The organism is Streptomyces guryensis (genome assembly GCF_021261325.1).
Classification (GTDB): Bacteria; Actinomycetota; Actinomycetes; order Streptomycetales; family Streptomycetaceae; genus Streptomyces; species Streptomyces guryensis.
This window is the reverse complement of the sequence record NZ_JAJSBI010000007.1, coordinates 140,708-165,591: the sequence shown is the minus strand read 5'-3', so window position 1 is coordinate 165,591 and position 24,884 is coordinate 140,708. Positions and strand designations below refer to the sequence as shown.

Genomic DNA, 24,884 nt, shown 5'->3' with positions numbered 1-24,884 from the left:
TACCTTATAGAATTTACTGATCCCGTGAGTGTCCATGGTGGGGGCTACGGCTTGAATTTCTTGGGAAGTCCGCTTGCAGGTACTTTCCGATACTCCTGCCAGTTTTGAGCCCAAAGCCTTTTTACAGCCAATTGATCTTTCTTAACATTCTCAAGCCTCCAATCTCGATTGAAATAGGAGGAGCTTACCCGACCACCCTTAAGCCAGTCATTGATGGTTCGCTCGAAGTCATCCAGATCTGCTAGCGACTCCGACTGCGTGTAGAGAAAGTCGAAGTAGTCGGCAGCAAGGATAGTGAGTGAGACTTTATTGAATAGGTTACTTACAGCCGTGCTTCCCCAACCATTGTAAGTGTCAACTTCGATAGGGTCACCAAAATGGTCTCGCACACGCGAGAAGAACCTAACGAAGATATCCCGCCAGGGGCCATCGGGGCGCGACCACTCCTCAAACCTCTCCTCATCTGTTCCTGGACTCACAAGGCCGCACTGTGGGAAATACTCCATTTTCCAGGCGCGCGCATAGTCGATTTTCTGATTAAAGGGGCGTCCACCCCGCAGCTCGCGAAAAATCGAAACAAGACCACGCAGCACAGTCCACTGCAGGAGATCGGGGCGATCGCCAGCCATTCCTGTCTGCACGAGACCCCGAAACGGACTGTCCTCTGAGCGGGTCAAATATGCTACGGATTGAGAATCCTCCAGCTTGATCCCTGCACGGCGAAGACGATCTGCAACTGCAGATAGCTCGGTTCGGCTTAGGCTTGTCGAAACAATGGTCCCAAGTAGCGCCTTACCCATCGGGGTCGCCTTTTGGTTAACGACCACAAATTGAAATACATGCTCGCTCGGACTATCATCCATCAGCAACGAAACCGGAAGCCGGCGAGATTGACTTTCGATCAGTTGTTCTGCGGCTAGTTCAGGCGAAGATCCACCTTTCACCGCATCGAGGATCTTCGCTTTCCCGTCATTGTTCTTAATGCTTTGACGGGCAGACTCGACAGCTCCTCTTAGCCTGTGCTGCCCATCAACAAGAACGACAGGCTTCAAGTAGGCGAGAAGTGCCGACTTCGTGAAGCCCTGAATTTCCTCAGCGTCCTCGGTGCCTCGCTGCTCTAGTACACGGATGCGGGCGCGCAGCTCAGTATAGAAATCAACCAGGTGCGTTTCCTCTGCGAGCATGACAGACGCTGTGGCTTCAGCATCATCTATAGTCGCCTCATCCGAGCTTAGACTATCGTCGATGTCTGAGTCTGAATCATCGACGTCGCGATCATCATCGTCGCTATCTGCTGATTCTGCTTCCAGCCTCTCCAAACGCATGACGGAAGCGACGCGCGCCTCGTCTACTACGTCATCCCCAAGACTGCTTACGCGTGATTCAAGATGCGCCACGATCCGCTTTAGCATCGTCATCATCGACAACGATGAGTAGTCCTCGTAAGTAATGCTGAGCCGACCGAACGGCGAACCGGGTGAGGTCAGAGAGAATTGAACTCTCTGATTGTCCTGAAGGGCGCCGAGTAGCGGGTTTTGAACCACGTTATTGCTATCGGCGAAAAATTTCATCAGTTCTGCGATACGCCGGGGATCCTGTTGCCGCTGAAAACCTGCCGTCTCCTCATTTGCCAGCTTCCGGCGCTCTGGAACACCTGCCCACTGTTCAATTTCTATCGCGGAGGCTGAAAAAAGAACTAGAGGCTTACTCTCTGGAGTCTGATGGACGAGAAAAGCATCATATTCTTTGACGATCTCACTCATGCATCCTCGCAGGCTGGTGACCCTGGTAGCTGGGCAGTTGCCACACCATACCCAACTCAGGGCGCTGCCGTGGCAATTGAGGTTATGCGAACCGCTCGAAGGACCGACCCGCGGGTTTCACCCCCGAACAGGGGTATGCGACTTGGTGACGACCTGACGACCAGCAGTGGATCAAGCCGCCCCCGCCCTGGCCTCCGTCTCTAGTGCCGCATCAGGCAACGTTTGCCCCGTGGTGATGTGTCGTCGGGTTGCTGTGGCGGGTGGCACCTGACGGCCAGAATGATCAGGTGGCTGAACGCGTGAGGGTCCGGGAGATTGCGGACGACGAGGGCAGGCGGTTGCTGCGGATCATCCGCAGAGGCACTGGTTCGGTGGTGACCTGGCGGCGGGCCCAGATGGTGCTGTTATCCGCGCAGGGCATGTCCGTAGCGAAGATCGCCGAGGTGACGTTCACCAGCCCGGACCGGGTCCGGGACGTGCTCCACAACTTCAACATCGACGGCTTCGACTCGCTCTACCCGAAATACAAGGGCGGCAGGCCGAGAACCTTCAGCCTCCCGGAACGCCGGGAGATCAAGAAGATCGCCAAGTCGAAGCCGGCCGAGCACGGCCTGCCGTTCTCGACCTGGAGCCTGGCCAAACTGGCCGACTTCCTGGTCGCCGAGGGGGTGGTCGACGACATCAGCCACGAGGGCCTGCGCATTCTGCTCCGCGAGGAAGGCGTCTCCTTTCAACGCATAAAGACCTGGAAGACCTCCCGCGACCCCGACTACGCCGCCAAGAAGGCCCGCATCGAGCATCTCTATGCGATCGCCGACGGCGAGGTCATACCCGAGGACGGCGAGCCCGAAGTCGTCTTGTGTCTGGACGAGTTCGGGCCGCTCAACCTCCAGCCCCACCCCGGCCGGCAATGGGCCGAACGCAGTGGCCGGCACAAGGATCCCGGCCGCGGGCCCCGGCCCCGCCGCCGGGCGACCTACACCCGCCCGCACGGCGTCCGGCACCTGTTCGCTGCCTACGACCTGGCCAAGGACAAGCTCTACGGACACATCAAGCCGAAGAAGAACCGGACGAGGTTCCTGGAGTTCTGCCGCTACCTGCGAAGCCTCTACCCGCCGAAGATCCGTATCGCGATCGTGCTCGACAACTTCTCCCCGCACCTGACCACGAGGAAGGACACCCGAGTCGGCGACTGGGCAGCGGCCAACAACATCGAGTTCGCCTACACACCGACCAACAGCTCCTGGCTGAACCGCATCGAAGCCCAGTTCACCGCCCTGCGCTACTTCGCACTGGACGGCACCGACCACGCCAGCCACAAAGAGCAGGGCAGCATGATCCGCCGCTACATCATCTGGCGGAACAAGCACGCCGCCGACGAACACCTCCGCGAGGTCGTGAACAGGGCGAACGTTGCCTGATGCGGCACTAGTAGGGCTTGGTCAGGTTGGTATCGCCGTGGGTATGTCGCGGTGACAGGTGGGGCAGGCGCCGGTCCAGACGGCGAGGAGGAACTGCATCTCGCGGACGACCTGGTAGAGGGTCAGGCCGGTGCCGTTTCTTTTGGGGTCCGGGCCAGTCGCTGGAGTGTGCAGAAGGCATGGGCGGCGGAGACGAGGGTGACGTGGTGGTGCCAGCCGTTCCAGGTGCGGCCCTCGAAGTGGGCCAGACCCAGGGCCTGTTTCATCTCGCGGTAGTCGTGCTCAGTCAACCACTCATGATGCGCCCGAAGCTGGCGCTCTTTCAGCGGCCAGGGCGATAATCAGCGTGGATGCGCTGCTGCGGCTGACCGTCCTTGTTGAGCGGATGCTGTCGGCAGTGGATGGGGCCGAGGGCGGTGGCGTGTGTCCGGAGACGATGGTGAGCCCCCCAGTCGGGGGTGTGGACTGACGTTCAGCAAGTCCGCCAGCCAACGGCGTGAGCGGCGGTGGTCGGGCCAGTGATTCTGGGCCCAGCGGACCAGGAGCCTGATCTACGGGCCCGCCGAGATTCGTTTCTGGCGGACCGATCGGGTCACGCCCTCGCTCCCGACCTCGAGCCGGTCAAGCGCACGCCTCCTGGCCACCTATGAGCCGCTGGATCGCAGCCAGGATCCGCTCCACCGCGGCGGGGATGGTCAGAAGGACCGACAGCCAGACCTTCTCGCGTTGCTGGGGAATATTCTCTGAAAGTAGCCGGAATCCATGTTTGGCGAGGTGAGATGCGCGAGGTATGGAACAGCGATCGGCGCCTGACGGCGATCACTCGCTCAGCTCTCTCAGTGCCTGCCCGGCAGGCCGTCATCGACCAGCAGATCGGGCCCGGGGTCAGCGTCCTGGACTATGGCTGCGGCCGTGGAGACGACGTGCGCAGTCTGCTTCACATGCAGCTCGATGTTACTGGCTGGGATCCACACTTCTTCCCGGACGGCGAGCAGAAGCCTTCGGACGTGGTGCTGCTCACCTACGTGTTGAACGTCATCGAGAACCCGGCCGAACGGCGCGAAACTCTGCTGCGCGCCTGGACCCTGACTCGCGGGGTCCTGGTGGTCTCCGGCCGCCTGGTGTGGGAACGGAACAAGGTGAACGGCAATCAGCTTGCCGATGGGGTCCTGACCGAACGTGGAACCTTCCAGCACCTGTTTGGCGCGAGCGAGTTGCGCGACTTCGTACAGGAGACCACCGGCGTCCACTGCGTGTCCGCAGCGCCCGGAGTCGTCTACGCGTTCCGGCGCGATCCTGCCCGCATCGCCTTCCTCGCCCGCCGGATCGTGCCCGATGCCGAGTGGCTGGCCTCCGAGGACACCACCTCCGCTATCGCCGCGGTGGTCGACTTCACCGAGCGGCGGGGCCGACTGCCACGGCTGGAGGAGATGTCGGTTCCCCTGTCAGAACTGTTGAATCACCTCCAGGGTGCCGAACTCCAGCGCCTGGTCCGACGCTCCGCCGATCCGGAGAAGATGGCTGCGGGCGGCAAGCGCACCACGCTGAACACGTTGCTGTTCCTTGCAGTGGAGCTATTCAACGGACGCGGCCCGTTCGGCAGCCTGCCGCTGCCCATCCAGCTCGACATTCGGTCCTGCTTCTCCTCCTACCTGGAGGCATGCAAACGCGCCGACCGGCTCCTGCTCAAGCTGCGCGACGACACGTACGTACGCGGCGCGATGCGAGCCTCGGAAGCCGGCAAGCTCACGCCGACCGCGCTATACGTGCACCGCCGCGCCATCGAGAGGCTACCTACCGTGCTCAGGCTGTACGAGCACTGCGCCGCCATTGCCGCCGGCCGCCCGCCGCAGTGGTCGGTGGCGAAGCTCAAGCACCAGGGACGAGCCGTCAGCTGGCTCCATTACCCCGACTTCGACACCGACCCGCACCCCAAACTGCACTCCTCCTACTCGATCGAGATGCGCAGCCTGGACACGACCCACCTGTCCTACGACAACTCGGCCAACCGGCCACTGCTGCACCGCAAGCATGAGTTCCTGGCACCGGATGACCCGGACGTGCCCAAGTACCGGCGGCTGACGGAGGCCGAAGTCCGAGCCGGACTGTACGACCAGCCCCACTTGATCGGAACCGAGCAGGGCTGGGAAGCCGAGCTGGAGCGCTGCTCGCGCGCCCTGCGCGGGCACCGGCTGGTGCGCCGCCCTGCGAGCCCCACAGGGATCCCGCAGCCGCAGGGCCCGGGAGAGGATGCAGAGCCGAAGCCCCCTACGGCTGGAGCTGGTTGACCGCAGCGGCCAGGTCGCTGACCTCGAACCCATCGACCTGGGAAGGGAGCCAGGACAGGCGCAGCCCATTGGACACGATCTCATCAGGCAGTCCCATGGCTGTCAGCACGTGACTCGGAGTGTAGGAGGCGCTCGTGCATGCCGAGCCGGTGGCCACGGCCGCTACGCCCTTGAGGCCGATGATCAGGGCTTCGGCGTCCACGCCCTCGAAAGAGAGGTTGAGGATATGCGGCACGGAGTGTTTGGGGTCGCCGTTCACGTGGTAACGAGTGCCAGCGAGCCCGGCGAGGACCTGCTCGCGGAACTTCTGCGCTCCGGCCAGCCACTGCTGGTGCTCCTTGCGGAAGATCTCCTCCGCCTTTGCCAGTCCCATGATCAGCGGGACGGGCAGCGTACCCGGGCGGAGCTTGCGCTCCTGGCCACCGCCGAACATCAGAGGCTGTAGAGGGAGCCGGTCCCAACCGCGTCGACGGACCAACAGCGCCCCGATGCCCTTCGGAGCGCCGATCTTGTGGCCGCTGATGCTGATCAGATCGATCGGCGCGGTGAGGTCTTCCGGGAGCTTGGCGAAACCTTGGGCGGCGTCGACGTGGAAGTACGTGGACGTCTCGCGGAGGAGTTGGCCGAGTTCGCTGACGGGCTGGACGACACCCGTCTCGTTGTTGACGTGCATGAGCGACACCAGCAGGGTGTCCGGGCGCAGGCGCTCCCGGACAGCTTCGATGCTGATCCTGCCGTGCTCGTCGGGCTTGAGAAAGTCGACCTCGAAACCGCGGCTTTGCAAGTGCTCGAGCGGTTCGAGGACCGCCTTATGCTCGATCGCCGAGGTGATGATGTGCCGGCGCCCGGTCTGCTCGCCGTGCGGCGCGATCCCGAGCAACGCGATGTTGTTGCTCTCGGTCGCCCCGCTTGTGAAGATCAACTCTTCGGCCGACGCGCCGAGTTGCGCAGCGATCTGCGTACGCGCCTGCTGTACCGCCTTCTTGGCGCGCGCACCGTACTCGTGAGTGCGACTGCCGGCGTTGCCAAAGTCTTCGGTCATCCAGTGGAGCACGACATCGGCGACACGTGGGTCGACGCGAGTGGTCGCGGCAGCATCAAGGTACGTTACCGACATCATTACTCTCTTCTACAAGAATCCCGTACAGTACGTCACTGAGATCACGTACCAGGTACGATACCGCCGTGATCGATCAACGAGGAGCTCATGCGGCAGGGGAGGCGACGTTCGTCGGCTTCGAGTACATTTTTCCTGCCATCAGGGGAGTTCAGGCGGGACGAGAGTTCTTCGTTTCGATGTGTCCACTCCGGTTGATCCCCAAAATTTTCGTCTTCGACGACGACGAGATCGCCCCGGAGGTCCGCGCACAGCGCGTCCTCAACAAGGGTAGGCTGCCAGCGCTGACTCGGTACATTCTGGACAATCCAGATGATTACGTTTTCAGTGCGCTCACCGCCTCGATCGATGGCGAGATCACCTTTGAGGGCATTGCGAGCGAGGGCGCTGGGATGCGCGCCGGACAGATCCGCGTGCCGATGGCGGCGCGCTTCTTGATCAACGATGGGCAGCACCGTCGCGCTGCCATCGAGCTCGCACTCAAAGAGAACCCCGACCTGGGAGACGAGACGATCGCCGTCGTTTTCTTCCACGACGCGGGTCTGGGACGTTCCCAGCAGATGTTCGCCGACCTGAACCGGCACGCCGTGCGCCCATCGCGCTCGATCGGCGTGCTCTACGACCAGCGTGACGACCTTGCCAGCCTGACTCGGCTACTGGCCCTGAAGTCCCCGGTGTTCAAGCAACACGTCGAGATGGAGAGCAGCACGCTGTCCGCGCGTTCGCGCAAGCTGTTCACGCTCAGCGCCCTGCACTCGGGCAATCAGTCTCTGCTCCAGGGGCTGGAGTTGAAACGTGACGAGGCAGCCGTACTGGCCCAGGCGTTCTGGGAATACGTTGACACGCTCATCCCCGAGTGGGCGATGGTCCGCGATCGCGGCATGACCGCCCCCGACGTGCGTCAGAACTACATCCACAGCCACGGCATCGCCCTGCATGCCCTGGGGCGTGTCGGCAACAGCTTGTTGCGAGAATCCGTCGACGCCACCGTGTGGCAACCGCGCCTGAAGAAGCTAGCCGCAGTCGACTGGGCCCGTACCAATACCGACTGGGAAGGCCGCGCAATCATCGGCGGCCGGGTCTCCAAGAGCCACGCCCAGGTCACTTTGACCGTGACCTACCTTCGCCGCATGCTGAAGCTCAGGCTCAGCCCTGAAGAGCAACGCGCCGAAGATGCTTATCAGCGAGGAGAGTCATGACTACCGCGACCCGACGAGCTGCGCCCTTCGAGGGCAGCAGTCTCGCGCAGGTGACCGCCGACCTCAAGGAGGAGATCCGCGAGCTCTATATCGCGGACGAAGTGCCCTGGGTGATTGGCTACAGCGGGGGCAAAGACTCCACTGCCACTCTGCAACTGGTGTGGCTGGCTCTCCAGGAACTGCCGGCCGAACAGCGCACGAAGACCGTCTACGTCATCAGCACAGACACCTTGGTGGAGAACCCGGTTGTCGCCTCGTGGGTGAGCCAGTCCCTGGAGACCATGCGACAGGCGGCGATCGATCAGCAGCTGCCGATCGAGCCGAACCGCCTCACCCCTAAGGTCCAGGACACTTTCTGGGTGAACCTGATCGGGCGTGGCTACCCAGCACCGCGCCCGAAGTTCCGCTGGTGCACCGAGCGCATGAAGATCCGGCCGTCAAACACCTTCATCCGTAAGGTGGTCCGTAGGCACGGCGAGGCCATCCTGGTGCTCGGCATCCGCAAGCAGGAGAGCCAGGCCCGGGCCCGGGCCATGGCCAAGCACGAGAAGCGCCGGGTACAGGAGCGCTTGTCTCCCAACGGCAACCTGCCCAACTCGCTCGTCTACAGCCCGATCGAGGACTGGTCCAACGACGAGGTATGGACCTTCCTCATGCAGCAGCAGAACCCTTGGGGGCACCCCAACAAGGATCTGCTGACCATGTACCAGAGCGCCACAGAGGACCAAGAGTGCCCACTGGTAGTGGACGACTCAACGCCTTCCTGCGGCGACAGCCGCTTCGGATGCTGGACCTGCACGCTCGTGGACCAGGACAAGTCCATGGCTGCCATGGTCAATAGTGGCGAGGAGATGGTGTGGATGGCACCGCTCCTGAAGTTGCGCGACAAGCTGGATGTCAGCGGTGAAGAGGAGCACCAGCTCCGAGACTTCCGCAAGATGAACGGCAGTATCCAACTGTTCGGCGAGCGCATCGTCCATGGCCCCTACACCCAGAAGGCTCGTGAGGACTGGCTGCGGCAGCTCCTCGAAGCCCAGTCTCGCGTACGCGCAGACGCCCCCGAGTACGTCCGCGGGATTGAGCTGATCACGACGGAGGAACTTCACGAGATTCGCCGCCTGTGGGTCTTCGAGAAGCACGAAGTCGAGGACTCCCTGCCGCGCATCTACAAGGAAGAGACCGGCGAGGACTTCCCTGGCCGCCCGCTGGACGAGCACCTTGCCCTGGGCGCCGGCGAGATCGACCTGCTGCGCGAGGTATGTGATGGCGACGACCTGCTGTTCACCACCGCCCGCGAACTGCTCGAGGTGGAGCGCAAGTTCCGCACCATGACGCGCCGCTCGGGTCTGTTCGAAGCCCTGGAGAAGACGGTCAAGCGTGGTTTCTTCGAGGACAAGGCCGACGCGCATGCCTATGCGCTCAAAAAAAAGCAGCTGAACGAAGAGATCGCTGACCGCCTGCCCCTGATCGAGGACGAAGACTCCGCCGATGCTCCTGCGTAACATCACCCTGCACGACTTTGGGGCCTACCGGGGCGAGCAGTCTCTCGACCTCACCACGACCCCCGGCCGACCGATCGTACTGATCGGCGGCATGAACGGCTGTGGCAAGACCACCCTGTTGGATGCCCTGCAGTTGGTGCTGTACGGACCCCGCGCCCGCTGCAGCGGGCGCGGCAACCGCCCGTACGAGACCTACTTGCGAGAGTGCATCAACCGCCAGGCCGACCCCGCCACCGGCGCCGAGATCGAGCTTGAGTTCGCCATCACGGTCGAAGGCGAGGAGCGCGTCTACAAGGTGTGCCGCAAGTGGGCCACCAGCGGCAAGACTTTGCACGAGTACGTCAATGTGCTCGTCGACGGCAACTTCAGCAAGGCCATCAGCGAAAGCTGGGCCGACCACGTGGAGGACCTGCTTCCCCTGGAGATTGGTTCCCTCTTCTTCTTCGACGGGGAGAAGATTGAATCCCTCGCCGACCCGGACCGCGCCTCTGCTGTCATTGAGTCCGCTGTGCACTCCCTGCTTGGCGTGAACACCGTCCAGCAATTGCGCACCGATCTGCTTGCGCTGCAGCGCCGCCAGAAACTCACCGGCGAGGAACAGGAGACGGTCGCCCATATCCGCGCCCTGGAAGCCCGGCACGACACCATCCAAGAGGAGGTCGACGCCACCAACGCAAGGGTCGCCAAGCTGCGGTCCCGCCTTGACGCGGCCAAGGTGGTCCTGGACAACGCCGAGTATTCCTTCCAGCAGGACGGCGGAGAGCTCTACGAGCGCCGCCGTGAACTGGAGAACCGCCGTAAGGACGTTGCCAAGGCCCTCGCGGCCACCGAAGCAGCCCTGGTTGACCTCGCCGCTGGCCCCCTGCCGCTGTTGCTCGTGGGCGACCAGCTCAATGCTGCCCACAAGCAGGCGATCGCCGAACAACAGGCCGATGAATCGGCCCAGATTCTTGGCGTCCTCGCTGACCGCGACGGCGACATCCTTGACCGGCTGAATGGGCTCCTGTCCACCGATGATCTGCAGGTATTCCGCGCCCACTTGGAGCGGGACCGCCACGAGCGCGAGCTCGCCGGAAGTGCCGAGCGCATTCTCGAGCTCACGCCTGACGGGTACGCCCAACTAGCAGGCATCGACCAGGTCTTGGCTCATGAGCTTCGACGTGGAAGGGAGTTGCGCGCTCAAGCCGCAGAGCAGGCAGCTACGGCCGAGGCGCTGGACCGGCAGCTGGCTGGTGTCCCGGATGAGAAGCAAATCGCCAGCCGGATTGCTGAGCGGGAACAGGCATTGCGTCGGGTTCACCAGCTGGAGGCAGACCTGGACAGTGCTCTCACAGCGCACAGCACCAGCAAGGGCCGTCGCGAGGCGCTGACTGCCGAGCTGCAACGAGCCCACGAAGCGCGGGTCAAGACCTTGGTCAAGGCCGAGGAAGTGGCACGCGTCATCGCCTACTGCGACCGACAGCGCGCCGTCCTCGACAAATTTGGTGCCGCTCTGCTGAATCGGCACATCAACAGGCTCGAAGTCGCGGTCCTGGACAGTTTCTCTAAGCTGATGCGTAAACGCGGTCTTGTCAGCGACCTGCGCATTGACACGGACCGTTACCGGCTGACCCTGATCGATACCGATGGCGAGCCTCTCGACCCTGGACGCCTCAGCGCCGGCGAGCGCCAACTACTGGCAGTTTCCCTCGTGTGGGGTCTCGCCCGTGTCGCTGGAAACTGGCTTCCCAGCGTCATTGACACCCCCCTTGGGCGACTGGACAGCCGGCATCGCGAGCACCTGGTGGACCGCTACTTCCCGCATGCCAGCCACCAGGTCCTGCTGCTGTCCACTGATGAGGAGATCGACGAGCGGCTTCTAGGCCGCCTCAAGTCCTCGCTCGCTCACACCTACACCCTCGTTCACGACGACACCACGTTCACCACATCCGTGCAGCCGGGCTACTGGTGGACCTCCGGAGCAGCGCATGTCGCTTGAGACCATCCGCCTGTCCCAGCCAGCGCGTGACCAGCTGGTCTGGCTCAAGCGCACCACCGGGATCAAGAACTGGAACGCCCTCTGCCGCTGGGCGCTGGCCATGTCCTTGCGTGAGCCCTCTGCCCCCTTGGTCAAGGAGATCGTCACGGACTCGAACGTCGAGATGTCCTGGAAAACCTTCGCGGGAACGTACGGGGACATCTACCTCGCACTACTGCGGCAGCGCTGCGCGGTCGACGGCGAACCGCTGACGGAAGAGTCCCTGAGCCGAACGCTGACGATCCACCTGCATCGCGGTATCGGCTATCTCGCTGGCAATCAGGAGATCCGCACCATCCGCGAGCTCGTCGGCTCGGCCTGCGAGTAGGCCACCGCCCGCGAAGCACACGAATTGGCCCAGGGCACGAGGCGGCGCCACCGCCTCGTGCCCTGGGCCAACTGTTTTTAGGACGAAGCTCGCGCAGCCGACGCAGCTTTGACCGGGCACACTCGCCGAGCTGCTCTGTAACTTCTTCGAACGCTGCGCGGCAAAGAACCCTCTGGCATGGACCCGCGTGTGTCAGTGGCATGCCCTACGCTAATTTTTCACAAAGGGCCGCAGGCGCAAGTTGCGGGGACGCCGTCGCGTCCGGGGAGAGGGTAGGCCGCGAGTGCACAGATGCTGCAAGATCTTTTGTCCCGTTCTGGTCAGCAGCCAGCAGGTTGCTGACCAGGGCGCCGTCAGGCTGGTTGGGGCTCATGCGCAGCGCCCCCCGATGGCTTTTTTCTCCACTACATCCCACTTGACCTGGACATTTCACCGGCAGCGCATAGCTCAGACTCCTGGCTCGTGGCGCGCAGCCAGGGGGAACGGATCGAGAACAGCAGTATGAATAGGGGAACTCCGGCTGTGACCAATGCTCTCTCGCACAGCCGCTACTCAATGTTGGACGTCGATCAGGCGCCTGAGACTCCTGGCTTGTACGCCTGGTATGTGAGTTTCCGAGCCGGTCCGCATGACTGGAAGATGAAGCCCAGCCCGGAGGGCGATCAAGCGATCGAGGGCTTCCTGCGTCTGCTCAGAAAATACGCCGGCTACTACGAGCCACTCCCTATCGCCCTGCGCGGGCGTGGCTCCTACGGCGCCGCGTGGGAGGGCGAACTCCAGCTCGACACACCCCTGCACGATGCAGACGTGGCAAGCAACGACGTCGCTGTGGAAGAGGACAAGCGCCTAGAGATACTCATGGATTCCTTGGACAGCGAGGAAAGACGTCGAGTGATGGCGACCATCTTGGAGATAGCGTCCCCGGTGTTCTCCTCGCCGCTGTACATAGGTGTCGCCGAGAATCTGCGCGAGCGCCTACGCACCCATCGCCGCGACTTCACCAAGGCGTACGACTGGCTGCGTGAACACCCTGAGGATGCGGAGACCGTCCGTGCGAAGGGAAAGACGTTCGGCGCGCGGGCAGCCGCTCGCAACATGGCCATGGGCCACCTCGAAGCCTGGGTCATCGACCTAGGTGATCAAGCAGACGACGCTGTGACCATCAAGCACCTGCGAAACACCGCAGAGTCAGCCGAATGGCTGCTCCACCGGCTGTACGCGCCGATTCTCGGAAGGCAGTAGGGACACGATGTTCGGCTCAGGAACCAAGCTCACGTTCCGCGACTACGTCCAGGGGACGTGGGGCACCTTCGCCACGCCGGCCGGCCGGGTGGACTACATCATGACCAAGGCTCGGCTCGGCGAGGTGACCGACGACCCCGAGCGCCAGCTCACCAAGAGCCTCGCACCCGTCCGTGAGGTCATGGAAGCCGGGGATCTGGACTTCAACCAGCTTCTGCAGCGTGACCTGGACGACCACCGGGTCGCGGTCAAGCTCATCCCCTACTTGCTGGATCTCAAGCCCACCGGGCCGGCGTTCTTCCCACCGATCGTCGCGGTACTGCTGCCTTTCCGAGGCAGGCGTCCCTCATTCTTCGAGCCGCTGGGCAAGCAGGAGGTGGTTCCGGACGACGGCGCTCGCTGGCAGCAGGAGCAGGCCGGGACGTCTTTCCGGGTCCAGCGCCTGGTCGGAGACGATGACCGTCTCCACCCGGCGAGTGTCGGCAAGCTGTGGTGGAACAAGACCGAGTCGCAGCTTGTGGTCCTCGACGGCCAACACCGTGCAATGGCGCTCCTCGCGGTCGAGCGCACCAGGACCAATAGCTGGCAGGAGTCCGGTGGTGCGCGCTTCAAGTCTTTCTACGAGAACCAGGTCAACCAGGCCCTCCGTGGCTTCGACGATGTGGATCTGAGCCGCATCGAGGTTCCTGTGACCGTGTGTTGGTTCCCCGAAGAGACTGGCGAGGAAGCAAAGCCGCATGAGGCGGCACGCAAGCTCTTTGTCGACGTTAACAAGGAAGCGCGTCCGCCCTCCGACTCGCGGATCATCCTGCTGTCGGATGCCGAACTGAGCAACGTGCTGACCCGCCGCATGCTCAGTGAGCTGCGCAACGACACCAGTGACTCCCTGCTGCCCATTTACGCGGTCGAGTACGACAACCCGGAGGTGAACTCCACCCGGCCGGCCCGGTGGTCTGTACTGACCAACATCCACCTCCTTAAGTTCGCGGTCGACCGCTGCGTTTTCGGCCCTCCCAAATACCTGAACAACGTCGCACAGAAGATCGGAGGTCGGCTCAGCCAGACCGAGCTGGACACGTTCATGCAGAGGCAGCTGGACCTCACCAGCCTCTTCCCCGACCAGTTCGAGGACGGCGGCTTCACTTACCAGCGCGAAAAGATCGGCAACACTGAGTTCCCGCTGGGGCGGATGGACGTCATCAGCGATCGGTTCGCAGCAACTTGGGGTCGGGCGATCCTCACCCTGCTCTCGCGGACGGCACCCTACGCTGCTCATGCCAAGGCGTTGACGCAGTCGAAGGACGACTGGCACATCGACGACACCGGTCTGACGCTCGCTCACGATGCCCTGTTCAGTGGGGTGGGCGTGTTCTGGACGCTGCGCGACAGCTACGAGCATTACCTGGAGAAGAAGGCCGCGGGCCTGAAGGCGACCAAGTCCGATGTAATCCGCGCCTGGGAAGCGCTGAAGGGCCGCGAGGATACGTTCGAGACCTACCGGGCACGGGCGTACCTGGATTCCGGTCGCACCGCCGCGCTCAAGCAGTCGAAGGCTGCCTACGCAGTGTTCAACACGCACGCCTGCCAGTTGGGCATGGTGATGACTCTCGGGTCGCTGTGGGAATTGCGCAAAGAACAGCCAGGCGGCGTCGACATCAATGAGCTCCCGCAGTTTGCGGACGCTCTGGTGGGGGCGTGGAACGCCTACTTCGCCCTGGAGCAGGGGAAGGCCAAGGATCGCAGGCTTGCGTTCAACAAGAGCGAGGTCAGCCAGCCCTTGAATCAGATCGCCAACATGGACACTCCGCAGGCGGTCTACTTCCGGTACTTCTGGCTTCAGGTGCTGGACACGCCCGAGGCATGGGAACACGTTGCTCCGTGGTTTGCGAACCGGTCGGCGTTCGAGGACATGCTCAGCACCGCGCGTGGCCTCTACTTGGGACTGTGTGAGGAACAGCAGTTCAAGGCGCTTAAGACCAGCAGGCCCGGGGTCGTCGACGCGAAGCTGCGGCCAGAAGCGGAGCAGGTAGCCCGAGCGGCGCTGGGACGTGCGCTCAAGGAGTGGTTCTACGGCACCGCCGAGCCGTACAAGAGCTGGCTGGCTCAGTTCGCCCAGGAAGGCGTGCCCACGCAGCAGCCGGACGACGCTGCCGGCGATGCCGAGGACCTCGCGGGAAGCGCAGAGGGAGCCGAGGATGAGCCGGTGACCAGTGTGGACGACCTGCTTGGTGAGTGAGCCGCGGTTCGGCGGCGGGGGCCGTTTCAGGCTTCTCCGCCGACTCCGGTAGATGTTCCACTGGCACGTAAAAGGTAGGAAAGATGTCGCCCTCGTTCTCGTCGCCCACGCCGACGTGGCAGGTCGTGCTGCCGTGGCTGGATCAGCTGGCGCCCGAGGAGTTGCTCGCACTCCAGAGGCTGGGAGGGCCAGCGCAGTGGTGGCTGCGTGAGACGCCGGAAGAGACAAGCTTGCGGCGTCCGTACATGGACGACGTCTTCGATTTGTTCGCGTCTTTCCTCTGCTGGGGCAGTGGTTCAGTGCTGCTGGACGAGAAGCAGTTGCTCCTCCTGCTTCCCTTTCTGCCTAAGGACATGCCGACGGCGGAGTTGGCGTTGGACGCGAGGGCACTGGAAGTGCTGGAAGCGGCGGGCGGCAGGACGCTGGGCGAAGTGGGGCAACTGGCCGCGATGGACATCCTCAACCTGCCGAAGGTCCGCATCGAGATAAAGCGCGAAGTCCTCGCCGCTCTCGTGCGCGCGGGTGTCACGTTCCCGCAGCGGGACCGAACCGAGGAGTCCCCGGTGCCGGCAGCAGCAGGATCAAGTTCGAGCGCAGAGCCGGACACCGCGATCTGTGAGTGGTTCATCGGTCTGGACGCTCGACAGCAAGATCTAATCACCCTGCATCTGTGTGCAGTGTCCCCGTTGCCGGTCGACGAGCTTGCCGCGCGCTACCGCACCATGCGGCCGTGGATGACACGGTTGCTTGACGAACTGCCCCAGCGGCTGGAGACCGCGGCTTCGGACTCCACGGGGATCCGTTCTGTCTTGACGCTGTTCAGCACTGCGACAGTGGCCCCCATCACACGCAGCGACCTGTTTGAGCAACATCCTTGGCTCGCGGTCAAGTTGCCGGGCAGCAACGTGATGGTGCTTGAGCTGTTGGTCGCTCTTCACTGGTCCGGGACCATAGATGGAGAGTGGCTGTTCAGCGGCTCGCTCGAGGAAATGCGCAAGCTCACCCGAGACGCACTTGATCTAGAAGCGGGAGAGTGCCTGTCCTGGGCCGCAACCAGACGGCTGATTGAAGGTACTAGCGAGTCCCTCAAGGCCACCGAGGGGTGGCTCCGCTACTGCGGGTTGCGGTTAGTAGACGGCCGCCAGGTCGAACTCGGCGAAACCTCTCAGCCCGTCACTTATCAGACGGGCACCTCAGTGGTGGAGGGCGACTACGAACTCGCTCCGCCACGGCCTGCCACCGAAGCAGCATCCCTGGAAGAGGCTCTGAGGGGGTCGCCCGCTCAGACCCACGAGGACTCTCTCCCGGCTCCCGCGCAGTCTGGAGATGCGATGCCGGAGTTGATTGACGTACTCGAGCAGCTCCGCGAGTTCGCCTGCGAGCATCGGCCTGGCGAGCAGCTGGCCGATCTGCTGCGCGACAGCGACGAGTTCCCCGAACCATTGCGGACGCTGATGGCACGCATCCTCGCTGCAGTCGCGCGAGCCGACGGCTGGGGGCTGCCTGACGATGCCCTTTCCAGCGGTGCTTCTGTGGCACCTGCCCGCACGCTTGTTGCTGATTCCGCCGCCGGGAGCGGTTCCCGGCGCGAGACACTCAACGACCGAGCTTGGAACGTGCTCAACGAGCTCGGTCATCCTCTGGACTCGAAACTGCTGGTCGAGCGTATGGGCTCCGACGTGAACATCCGCTCGCTGAAAGCGCAGCTGCCCAAGGATTCACGGTTCGTGCGGAGCGACGTGGACTCCTGGGCGCTCACCGAGTGGGGACTGCGCCCGTACACCACGATCAAGGAGCTCGTCACGGAGGAGGTGGACCTGGCTAACGGTTCGATTCCGACAGATGAGCTGGTCGCCATCCTGACCCGCGAGTTCACCATCAACGAATCCAGCGTGCGTCAGGTCGCCTCCTCCCCTCCCTTCACTGCGCGTGGCGGCGTGGTACGTCGTCTCAGCGACGTCCGGCGTGAGGAGAACGACGAGCGGGCCTCGACAGACAGCAGTGCTGAGAGTCCTGACGATGATGGGCCGTCACCGGACGACCTGATCGATCTCATGGGGCTGTGATGAACAGACAGGATTCCGTGCTCCGCGCAGCCGATCTGCTCGCTGACTATCGCAGCGACCGCTGCGACATCGCCCGCGACTTCTACGTCCCCGCCCTGGCCGCTGCTACCTCCTACGACAGGGCGGTCGGATACTTCAGCGCATCGGTGCTGGCCGTGCTCGGCCGGGGACTAGATGACTTCGCGGCTCGCGGCGGGACGATGCGCATCGTCGCTTCCCCACAGCTCAACGCAGAGGACGTAAAGCAGATACAAGCCGGATACGAGTTGCGTGCCGTGCTGGAGCAGGCGGCTCTGCGCGACATCGAGCAGGCAACTCAGGACCCGCGGGCAGCCCAGGGGCTTGGCAAGCTCGGCCTGCTCGTGGCGGACGGCCGACTCGACATCAAGCTCGCATACATCAGCTCGGGCGACAGGATCGGTATCTACCACGAGAAGATCGGGATTTTCCGCGACGGACACGACCTGGTGGCCTTCAAAGGCAGCGCCAACGAGACCATGCCAGGGCTGGTCGGCAACTTTGAGTCCATTGAGGTGTTCCGCACCTGGGAGCCAGGGGACAGCACGCGCGCCGTACGGATCAGCCAGGACTTCGAAGACCTCTGGGACGATCGAACACCGCTGCTACGGGTGATCGACTTCACCGCCGCCGCAAAAGGGGTCATCCAGGAGTGCGCGAAACGCACCGCATCTCAGATCGAGCCCGAGCTGCCGACCATGGACGGTGCTGTCATCACCCTGCCCCGCCCGGAGGCATCCGGACGGCTCGTCATCCCTCCTGAGCTGACCGTGCGGGACTACCAGAAACAGGCCGTCGAGCGGTGGTTCGCCAACGGTGGTCGCGGCATCCTGCGCATGGCCACCGGCACGGGCAAGACGCTGACTGCTCTGTCCGCCGCAGCACAGTTGACCCGCATGCTGCGCAGCCGCGACGAACCGCTGCTGACCCTCGTCATCGCCCCCTATCAGCACTTGGTCGACCAGTGGTCAAAGGACATTGCGTGGTTCGGTATTCAGCCGGTCCGCGCCTACGAGTCCACCACCAGCTGGTACGGGAGAGCCTCGTCACTTCTCGATGCCCTGGCGCTGGGGACGGCGAAGGGCGGCGTCATCGTCACCACCAACACAACCTTCGCCGCAGACCCGTTGCAGGGAATCCTGGCCCGCTACCGCGGTCGCCTGCTTGTCATCGCGGACGAGTGCCACAATCTGGGCGCCAAGCGCTTGCGAGAGAAGCTTCCCACCTTGGCCGGCTATCGGCTCGGGCTGTCGGCCACGCCGGAGCGCTGGTTCGACGACCAGGGCACTGCCGCGCTGACGGATTACTTTGGTGATGTCGTTTTCGAGATGGGCATCGGCGACGCCATCCGTGCGGGCGCACTCTGCCGCTACACCTACACTCCGGTTCTGGTCGAGCTGGACGACGAGGAGGCATTCCTCTATGCGGAAGTGACCGAGAAGATCGCCAGGATCATCGCGGCCCAAGGCTTCTCCGACGATACGGACGACGACAGCCCGCTCGGCAAGCTCCTGCGCAAGCGCTCGAACATCCTGGGGCACGCGCGAGCCAAGCTGCCTGCCCTGCACCGTGAGATCACCGCGCGCCGCGACGACTGGTACCAACTGCTGTACTGCGCCGAGGGTCGCCATCCCCTCGCCTACGAGGCCGGCGACATCGATGAGCCGACCCAACTTCAGCAGGCGCTGTCTCTGGTCGGCAAGGACTTGCGTATGCCCGCAGCTCCGTACACCGCCGAAACCAGGCGCGGCGAGCGACAGAATCTGCTGCGCCGATTCGCCGCAGGCAGAGAACTTCAGGTCTTGCTGTCGATGAAGTGCCTCGACGAGGGCGTTGACGTGCCGGCGGCACGCACTGCCTACCTGCTCGCTAGCTCCTCCAATCCGCGGCAGTTCATCCAGCGCCGAGGTCGTGTCTTGCGCAAGGCCCCTGGGAAGGAACGCGCTGACATCGTCGACTTCATCGTCGTCCCACCGGACGGAGCAAGCGATCTGCAGCACGAGACCGAACGCCGAATGGTCGCCCGTGAGCTGACACGGGTCACTGAGTTCGCTCGGCTCGCCGACAACGAGGCACGCACCCTGGACATCCTGCGCCCGCTACGCCTGCGCTACGGGCTCTTGGACACCTGAAGCAATGTGAGCAACGCCAGTACAGCCCGAAGTGTGGAGAGAGGTCATGGGAACGACGGAGAGCTTGAAGGACATCATGGACGGCCTGTCGCCAGAGGCCAGGAAGCTTGTGGCGAAGGTGTGGCAACTCGAACGTGAGCACCTGCATGTCAAGAACCCAACCCTGCTCACCGATGAGATCGTTCGTGCCGCCAAGGAGCTGGCCAAATGAAACTGCTCAAGCTCACGTTGGAAAACTTCCGTGTCTTCTACGGCACTCAGAAGCTCGATCTTGAGGTTTCAGAGGACAAGCCCGCTGTCCTTATCTTCGGCATGAACGGTGCGGGCAAGACAACCCTGCTCAATGCTTTCACGTGGGCCTTGTACGGCACTTTCTCCGATGACGTGGAGCGCCAAGAGCGTGTGATCAACGACCACGCGTGGGCGCAGACCCCCTTCGGCGGACTGGTCAGCGCTTCGGTGAAACTTGAGTTCGAGCACGAGGGGCTGAACTTCACCGTGCACCGCGCGGTCACCACAACCAAGAACGCCGACGAGCAGAGCGCACTGACCCCGAAGCTCACTGTCACCCAATCCGAGCGTGGAGCCAGCACAACGGTCCAGAACGGTCAGGACCGTATCCAGAAGATTCTCCCCGAGGGCCTGCGCCAGTTCTTCTTCTTCAACGGTGAACGCATGGAGCGAATGTTCACCGGCGACCGTACGGATGAGGTCCAGCAGGCGATCAAGACCCTGATGGGTCTGGAAGAGATCGAACGTGCGATCGGTACCCACCTGCCGGCCGCCTCCCGCAAGCTGAGCCGTCAGGTGGGTAGCAACGGCGACGGGCGGCTGCAGGCGCTGACCGCCGAGCAGGACCGGCTGGAGCAGCAGAAGATCGACGTGCACAAGGAACTGCTCCAGCTCTCGGAAAACGCTGCCGGCTATGAGCGCGAAGTCGAGGCGGCGAACCGAGCACTTCTGGCCAACGGTAAGGCCGCTCCGCTGCAGCGCCAGCGGGCCAAACTCAAGTTCCGACTCGATGAACTGGTGGCCAAGCGCATCGAGCGCCAGGAGCGAAAGCGGGACCTCCTGGCCAAGAACAGCTTCCTGGCGTTCACTGGCGGCATCGACAGCACGGTGCTGGACCTGGCCGAAGGTATGCGCAAGCGCCGAGAACTGCCCGCGGGCATCCAGCGTGACTACATCGACGGCCTGCTCGAGGACGGGCAGTGCATGTGCGGGCGTGACCTGCCCGAGGGCTCTGAAGCACGCATAGCGTTGGAAGAACGCCGCTACAACGCAGGACTCGCTGATGTCGAGAGCCGCTGGATGTACCTGCGCGGCAAGACCGCCGATCTCACCCTGGCCCGTGCTGATCTGCTCGCGAAACTGCGTGAGTGCGTTGCCGACATCGAGGACATCGAAGCATCGATCAAGCAGATCGACGCTGAGATGAGCGACATCGCCCGCGAGCTCGAGGGTGTCGACGTGATGGACGTGCAGCGCCTGGAGGAGCGGCGCAAGGAGTTCGACCGAAAGCGCCTGGACGCGCTGCAGCAGCACCGGGAAGCCCAGTCACAGCTGACGGAGCTGGACGAGCAGATCGAAAAGGTGCGGCGGCAGTTCCACTCGGCGCGTGTGCAGGACGAAGAGTCCAAGCGAATCCAGCGTCAGGTCCTGCTGGTCGACGAAGTCCTCGACGCATTCCAGAGGATCTTGGCAGTGAAGACCGAGGAGGTCCGCCAGCAGCTCGATGCCAAGGTCAAAAGCGTCTTCGGACGAATCTGCATCAGGCCCTTCACGCCCAGCCTGACCACCTCCTTCGCCCTTGAACTCGTCAATCACTCGGCGGGCGTCGCGGCGGCCCGCAGTACCGGTGAGAACCAGATCCTGGGCCTGTCGTTCGTTGGCGCCGTCTCCGAATTGACGAAGGAGACGTACGACCGCAAGCAGAAGGCCACAGACGCTGTCCTGGGGGGTGGCGGAGTATATCCCGTCGTCATGGACGCTCCGTTCGGGAACCTCGATGTGGCATACCAGAACGACATCGCCGAGTCGCTGCCGAAGCTGACGTCCCAGATCATCACCCTGCTGTCGAAGTCCCAGTCCCGCGGCATGGTGCTGGAACACCTCGGGCAGGCCGCATCGCGCATGTATGTGCTGCGTTCATACACCACGAACTCGGACGCCGACGAGGACAGCATCACCATCCACGGCCGTGAGTTCCCCTACGTCTCACACGGCGAGTTCAACCACACCGTCCTTGAAGAGGTGACTGCCTGATGGCCGTTGAGATCCGGTTCCGGCGCCCTGCCGAACACGAGCAGTTGCTGGCCCTCCTCACTGGCAAGGACGGTCCCTTCCGAGCCAACTACGAGGCGCTGTTGTTCGCCGCCGCTCTCGGCCGCAGGAAAGAACGGCGTGTCGAGTTCGAGAAGTCGGGTGAACCGATCCGCTACGCCCTCATTGAGAACCGGCCCTACGGCGATGTGCTCATCGACCTGATCGCCGCTGCCGAGGTCCCCGACGATGCGAAGATCCTGGGTGACGACCGGCTCGCCGACCGTTTGAAGATCTTCGAGGACTACGCCAACGGCGGGCTGCACTACCTCCAGGGAGAGATCAACGCTCGGGGCAGCCGGGACCTGGTCGCGATCGTCAGTTCGCTCGTGCTGGACGCGCTCACACCGGCGGCTGACCAGGTCGACGACCCCGTCAAGGACATGCTGGACGCCCTGGAGTGGTAGCAGCACGCCGCCGCGGGCGGCCCGTCGGGTCGCCCCGTAGCGCGCGCCTACTGGTGTTGAGCTGCAGGTCTTCGCAGCCAACAGAGCCACGGTCCGCGCCCTGGCCCCAGTTGGTTGGCAACCATTGACCTGAAACACGCCCGAACGCACGAGATGTGGATCCTCACGTGACTGGCCCGATCGAATCCAAGTCCCCCCTCTGTATAGCGCTCGTCGACCTGCTGCCGGCCCTGCGCTGGGGTGATCCACGCCAATTGGGCCCGTTGCTGGAAGACCCCCGCCTGCCTGGAATGTGGTGGAACGAAACATCGCTCACCGATGTCACGGCCACCATCAGCGCTGAGGAAGTGGCCCACCGCGCTGCACAGGCCCTGCGTGCCCACTGGCCGCACCTGACGCTCGGCGTGGCGCTCCCCAACCTGTGCTTCTGCCCGGAGGGCCAGGAAGCGGACTTGCGGGTCACGATCGAGCAAGCGGCGTCGGACGCAGGCGCCGAGGAAGGTGTTGAGGCAGTCGCGCGGCTGGTCCGGCCGCTCCTTCGCCCTTTCCTCATCGGCGGGCGGAACCTGATGGAACCTATCGCCGCGGCTTCCCGTGACGAATCGGCCGCAGAGCCAGACCAGGACGTCCGCGCTCTCACAGACATGCTGGTACGCCTGATCCCGGCCGACGCCCCGCCCGCTATCCGCGCCGCCGTTGGCACCCTGCGAGCTTGGGCCCAGGAACACCCAGAAGAGGAGAGCAGCGCCTCCGCCCGGGACGCAGATGAGCAGAGCGAAGCGACGCCTGGTGCGAAAGCCGGTCCCGCAGCCGAGTCGGCACTGTTGGAGGAGCCGCTCGACGTGCTCGAGAGCCTCATCAACGACTGGGGCGAACGTCAGTTGTCCGTCGCGGCAGGACGTACGTTCGGCCAGAACCGGATCTCCTTGGAGAGCCTCGGAGAGCAGTTCGGGGTGAGCCGGGAGCGAGCCCGGCAGATCCAGGTCGAGCTGGAGAAGAAGCTCCAGCTGTGGCTCCACTCAGCCGCCGGTCAGCCGTTCCTCGGCCACCTCCTCGCTGTCCAGGAACTTCTTGGAGCAGTGGCCACCGAGACCGAACTACGCGAACTCCACCCGGTCCACGAACTCGCCGTCCCCGCTCTCGACCTTCCTCTCTGGCAGCTCATTGCCTCCCTGCTTCCCGACCGCACCTGGACGAGCGGCTGGCTGGTGGAGGGCGATCTCGATGAGCGCATCGAACAGACGCGGGCAGATCTGACACGTCGCTGCAGTGAGTCGGCCCCGGTCTGGGCCGATGTTGTGGAGCTGCTAGGGCAACTCGGCATTCGCGAGGCAGCCGCGGAAGAGTGGCTACTGGCGGTCAAGGGCTTCCGCGTCACCGAAGGACACCTGCTGCCCTGGGGCCGCTCTGTCAACGACCGGGCCGAAGCGGTTCTCATGCTCGTCGGGCGCCCTCTCGCGATGGAGGACCTTCTGGCACGCCTGGACGACGGAACGGCGCTCGCCAGCCTGCGCAACCAGATTCAGACCGACGACCGCTTCATGCGGCGCGACCGGGATCTGTACGGTCTGCGACGTTGGGGCGGTGTCGAGTACTTCGGCATCCGAGAGATGATCATCCGGGAACTCGAATCCGTCGGTGGCGAAGCCAAGTCCGAGGACATCGTCACCTCGCTCTGCTCGCAGTTCGACGTTTCTGACAAGTCCGTGCGTGCCTATCTCGCCGCTCCGGAATTCGAGCGCTTTAAGCGAGGCTGGATCCGCGTAGCGGCCTCCACCGAGACCGGCGCGGCCGATTACCAGCCGCGACGCGACGTCGCACAGACCCGGCGCTGTTTCCAAACCGGCCAAGGCACCTGGTGGTACCGACTCGACGTGAACGGTGAACACCTGCGCGGATCCGGGTTTACCATCCCGGCCGGCTTCGCAGCGCACTTGGGCCTCGCTCCCGGCGGTCGATTGGAACTGTCCCACGACGTCGGTGACATCCAACTCGTCTGGCGCAACCAGCCCAGCTGCGGTTCAATTCGCCCCCTGCTCGAACGCATGGATGCGGTCGAGGGGGACCACGTCTTCGTGGCGGCAAAGGACGGTCGCCTGAAGGCACTGCGCCTGGCCGACGAACCGGAACTCAACCTCACGGACACGCAGCGAGCCCTACGGCTCATGGCTCTGTCCGGCCAGGTCACGGAGAAGGACATGCCCGCCGTTCTGGGCAGGCGCATCGGTCTCACAGACGCGACGACCATGGATGAGGTACTCGCTCACCTACGAGTTCGAGGCGACAAGGACATCCTGGAACTATTGAGAGAGCAGTACGAGCCCGGGCTTAGCGGTACAGCCGTGCTGGATGAAGAGTTGAGCGTCCCGGCAACGCCCGCAGGAGAGCTCAGCAGCGCGGCGACTCCCCAGCGTGGTGCGCCCGAAGTACAGCCAACAGGCAACACTGAGAATGCGGCCAATCAGCCCGTCGAGCCTGAGTTTCGGGACCCAGCGTGGGACGAGGAGATCATCCCACTGCTCGACGAGGGCAGTGAAGCCGACTTGATTCGCCTCGCCCAGGCAGTCGCCAACCGGGGCAAGACCGCCCCAATCTTCGGTTTCGAGCTCGGTGAAGGGGGCTGGCAAGCCGACTTCGCCTGGGATCAGGACACCGCCAAGGTCGCCGTCGTCTCCGCCGTGACACACGGCAGCACGGCCCCAGAAGCCGAGCCCCGCGACGCCGCTTACAGGGCCGCAGGCTGGACCATTCGCAGCGCCGTCGACTGGCTCGCCCACCTTGACGAGCTGCTCGCCCTGCTCCCGGACGCAGCTCCCGGCAGCTGAA

Annotated in this window: 16 protein-coding genes and 1 pseudogene; 14 read left to right on the top strand and 3 right to left on the bottom strand. The window is 63.6% G+C overall.

Annotation, left to right across the window (positions count from 1 at the left end):
- Positions 1-44: 44 nt before the first annotated feature.
- Positions 45-1,763, bottom strand: a complete 1,719-nt coding sequence (locus LJ657_RS16505) for a ParB N-terminal domain-containing protein (RefSeq protein ID WP_232649365.1) — start codon at positions 1,761-1,763, stop codon at positions 45-47.
- A gap of 287 nt (positions 1,764-2,050) precedes the next feature.
- On the opposite strand from LJ657_RS16505, the gene LJ657_RS16500 reads away from it, so the two are divergent.
- Positions 2,051-3,184, top strand: a complete 1,134-nt coding sequence (locus LJ657_RS16500; RefSeq protein ID WP_232649364.1) for an IS630 family transposase — start codon at positions 2,051-2,053, stop codon at positions 3,182-3,184.
- A gap of 122 nt (positions 3,185-3,306) precedes the next feature.
- Here LJ657_RS16500 and LJ657_RS16495 read toward each other — a convergent pair.
- Positions 3,307-3,477 (bottom strand): annotated as a pseudogene (locus LJ657_RS16495) (IS701 family transposase); the annotation flags it as partial.
- Positions 3,478-3,963: 486 nt separating this feature from the next.
- Here LJ657_RS16495 and LJ657_RS16490 point away from each other — a divergent pair.
- On the top strand, positions 3,964-5,472 hold the full coding sequence (locus LJ657_RS16490) for a DNA phosphorothioation-associated putative methyltransferase (protein ID WP_232649363.1): 1,509 nt from the start codon (positions 3,964-3,966) through the stop codon (positions 5,470-5,472).
- On the opposite strand, the gene dndA is transcribed toward LJ657_RS16490, so the two are convergent.
- Positions 5,453-6,589 carry a cysteine desulfurase DndA gene (dndA, locus tag LJ657_RS16485; protein WP_232649362.1) on the bottom strand — a complete coding sequence of 379 codons (1,137 nt, stop codon included), beginning with the start codon at positions 6,587-6,589 and terminating at the stop codon, positions 5,453-5,455. The two genes, LJ657_RS16490 and dndA, sit on opposite strands and share 20 nt — an antisense overlap.
- Positions 6,590-6,657: 68 nt before the next feature.
- On the opposite strand from dndA, the gene dndB reads away from it, so the two are divergent.
- The 12 genes from dndB to LJ657_RS16425 all read left to right on the top strand — a co-directional run bounded on the left by dndB (position 6,658) and on the right by LJ657_RS16425 (position 24,883).
- On the top strand, positions 6,658-7,788 hold the full coding sequence (gene dndB / locus LJ657_RS16480; protein ID WP_232649361.1) for a DNA sulfur modification protein DndB: 1,131 nt from the start codon (positions 6,658-6,660) through the stop codon (positions 7,786-7,788).
- Complete coding sequence (gene dndC / locus LJ657_RS16475; protein WP_232649360.1) at positions 7,785-9,290, top strand: DNA phosphorothioation system sulfurtransferase DndC; 1,506 nt, start codon at positions 7,785-7,787, stop codon at positions 9,288-9,290. Before dndB ends, dndC begins: the two co-directional genes overlap by 4 nt.
- Positions 9,277-11,268 carry a DNA sulfur modification protein DndD gene (gene dndD / locus LJ657_RS16470; protein WP_232649359.1) on the top strand — a complete coding sequence of 664 codons (1,992 nt, stop codon included), beginning with the start codon at positions 9,277-9,279 and terminating at the stop codon, positions 11,266-11,268. Before dndC ends, dndD begins: the two co-directional genes overlap by 14 nt.
- On the top strand, positions 11,258-11,635 hold the full coding sequence (dndE, locus tag LJ657_RS16465; protein WP_232649358.1) for a DNA sulfur modification protein DndE: 378 nt from the start codon (positions 11,258-11,260) through the stop codon (positions 11,633-11,635). Before dndD ends, dndE begins: the two co-directional genes overlap by 11 nt.
- A gap of 639 nt (positions 11,636-12,274) precedes the next feature.
- Positions 12,275-12,877, top strand: a complete 603-nt coding sequence (locus LJ657_RS16460; protein ID WP_232649357.1) for a GIY-YIG nuclease family protein — start codon at positions 12,275-12,277, stop codon at positions 12,875-12,877.
- 7 nt (positions 12,878-12,884) lie between these two features.
- Entirely contained in the window at positions 12,885-15,113 is a 2,229-nt protein-coding gene (locus LJ657_RS16455; protein ID WP_232649356.1) for a ParB N-terminal domain-containing protein, read from the top strand.
- 83 nt (positions 15,114-15,196) lie between these two features.
- The gene (locus LJ657_RS16450; protein WP_232649355.1) at positions 15,197-17,179 is read left to right on the top strand and encodes a hypothetical protein; all 1,983 of its coding nucleotides are present in this window, start codon (positions 15,197-15,199) and stop codon (positions 17,177-17,179) included.
- Entirely contained in the window at positions 17,179-19,329 is a 2,151-nt protein-coding gene (locus tag LJ657_RS16445; RefSeq protein ID WP_232649354.1) for a DEAD/DEAH box helicase family protein, read from the top strand. Before LJ657_RS16450 ends, LJ657_RS16445 begins: the two co-directional genes overlap by 1 nt.
- A gap of 46 nt (positions 19,330-19,375) precedes the next feature.
- Positions 19,376-19,540, top strand: coding sequence for a hypothetical protein (locus tag LJ657_RS16440; RefSeq protein WP_190152738.1), 165 nt, complete (start codon positions 19,376-19,378; stop codon positions 19,538-19,540).
- Complete coding sequence (locus LJ657_RS16435; RefSeq protein WP_232649353.1) at positions 19,537-21,594, top strand: AAA family ATPase; 2,058 nt, start codon at positions 19,537-19,539, stop codon at positions 21,592-21,594. Before LJ657_RS16440 ends, LJ657_RS16435 begins: the two co-directional genes overlap by 4 nt.
- On the top strand, positions 21,594-22,058 hold the full coding sequence (locus LJ657_RS16430) for a DNA phosphorothioation-associated protein 4 (protein WP_232649352.1): 465 nt from the start codon (positions 21,594-21,596) through the stop codon (positions 22,056-22,058). Before LJ657_RS16435 ends, LJ657_RS16430 begins: the two co-directional genes overlap by 1 nt.
- Before the next feature lie 167 nt (positions 22,059-22,225).
- Positions 22,226-24,883, top strand: coding sequence for a sigma factor-like helix-turn-helix DNA-binding protein (locus LJ657_RS16425; RefSeq protein WP_232649351.1), 2,658 nt, complete (start codon positions 22,226-22,228; stop codon positions 24,881-24,883).
- Position 24,884 lies beyond the last annotated feature (1 nt).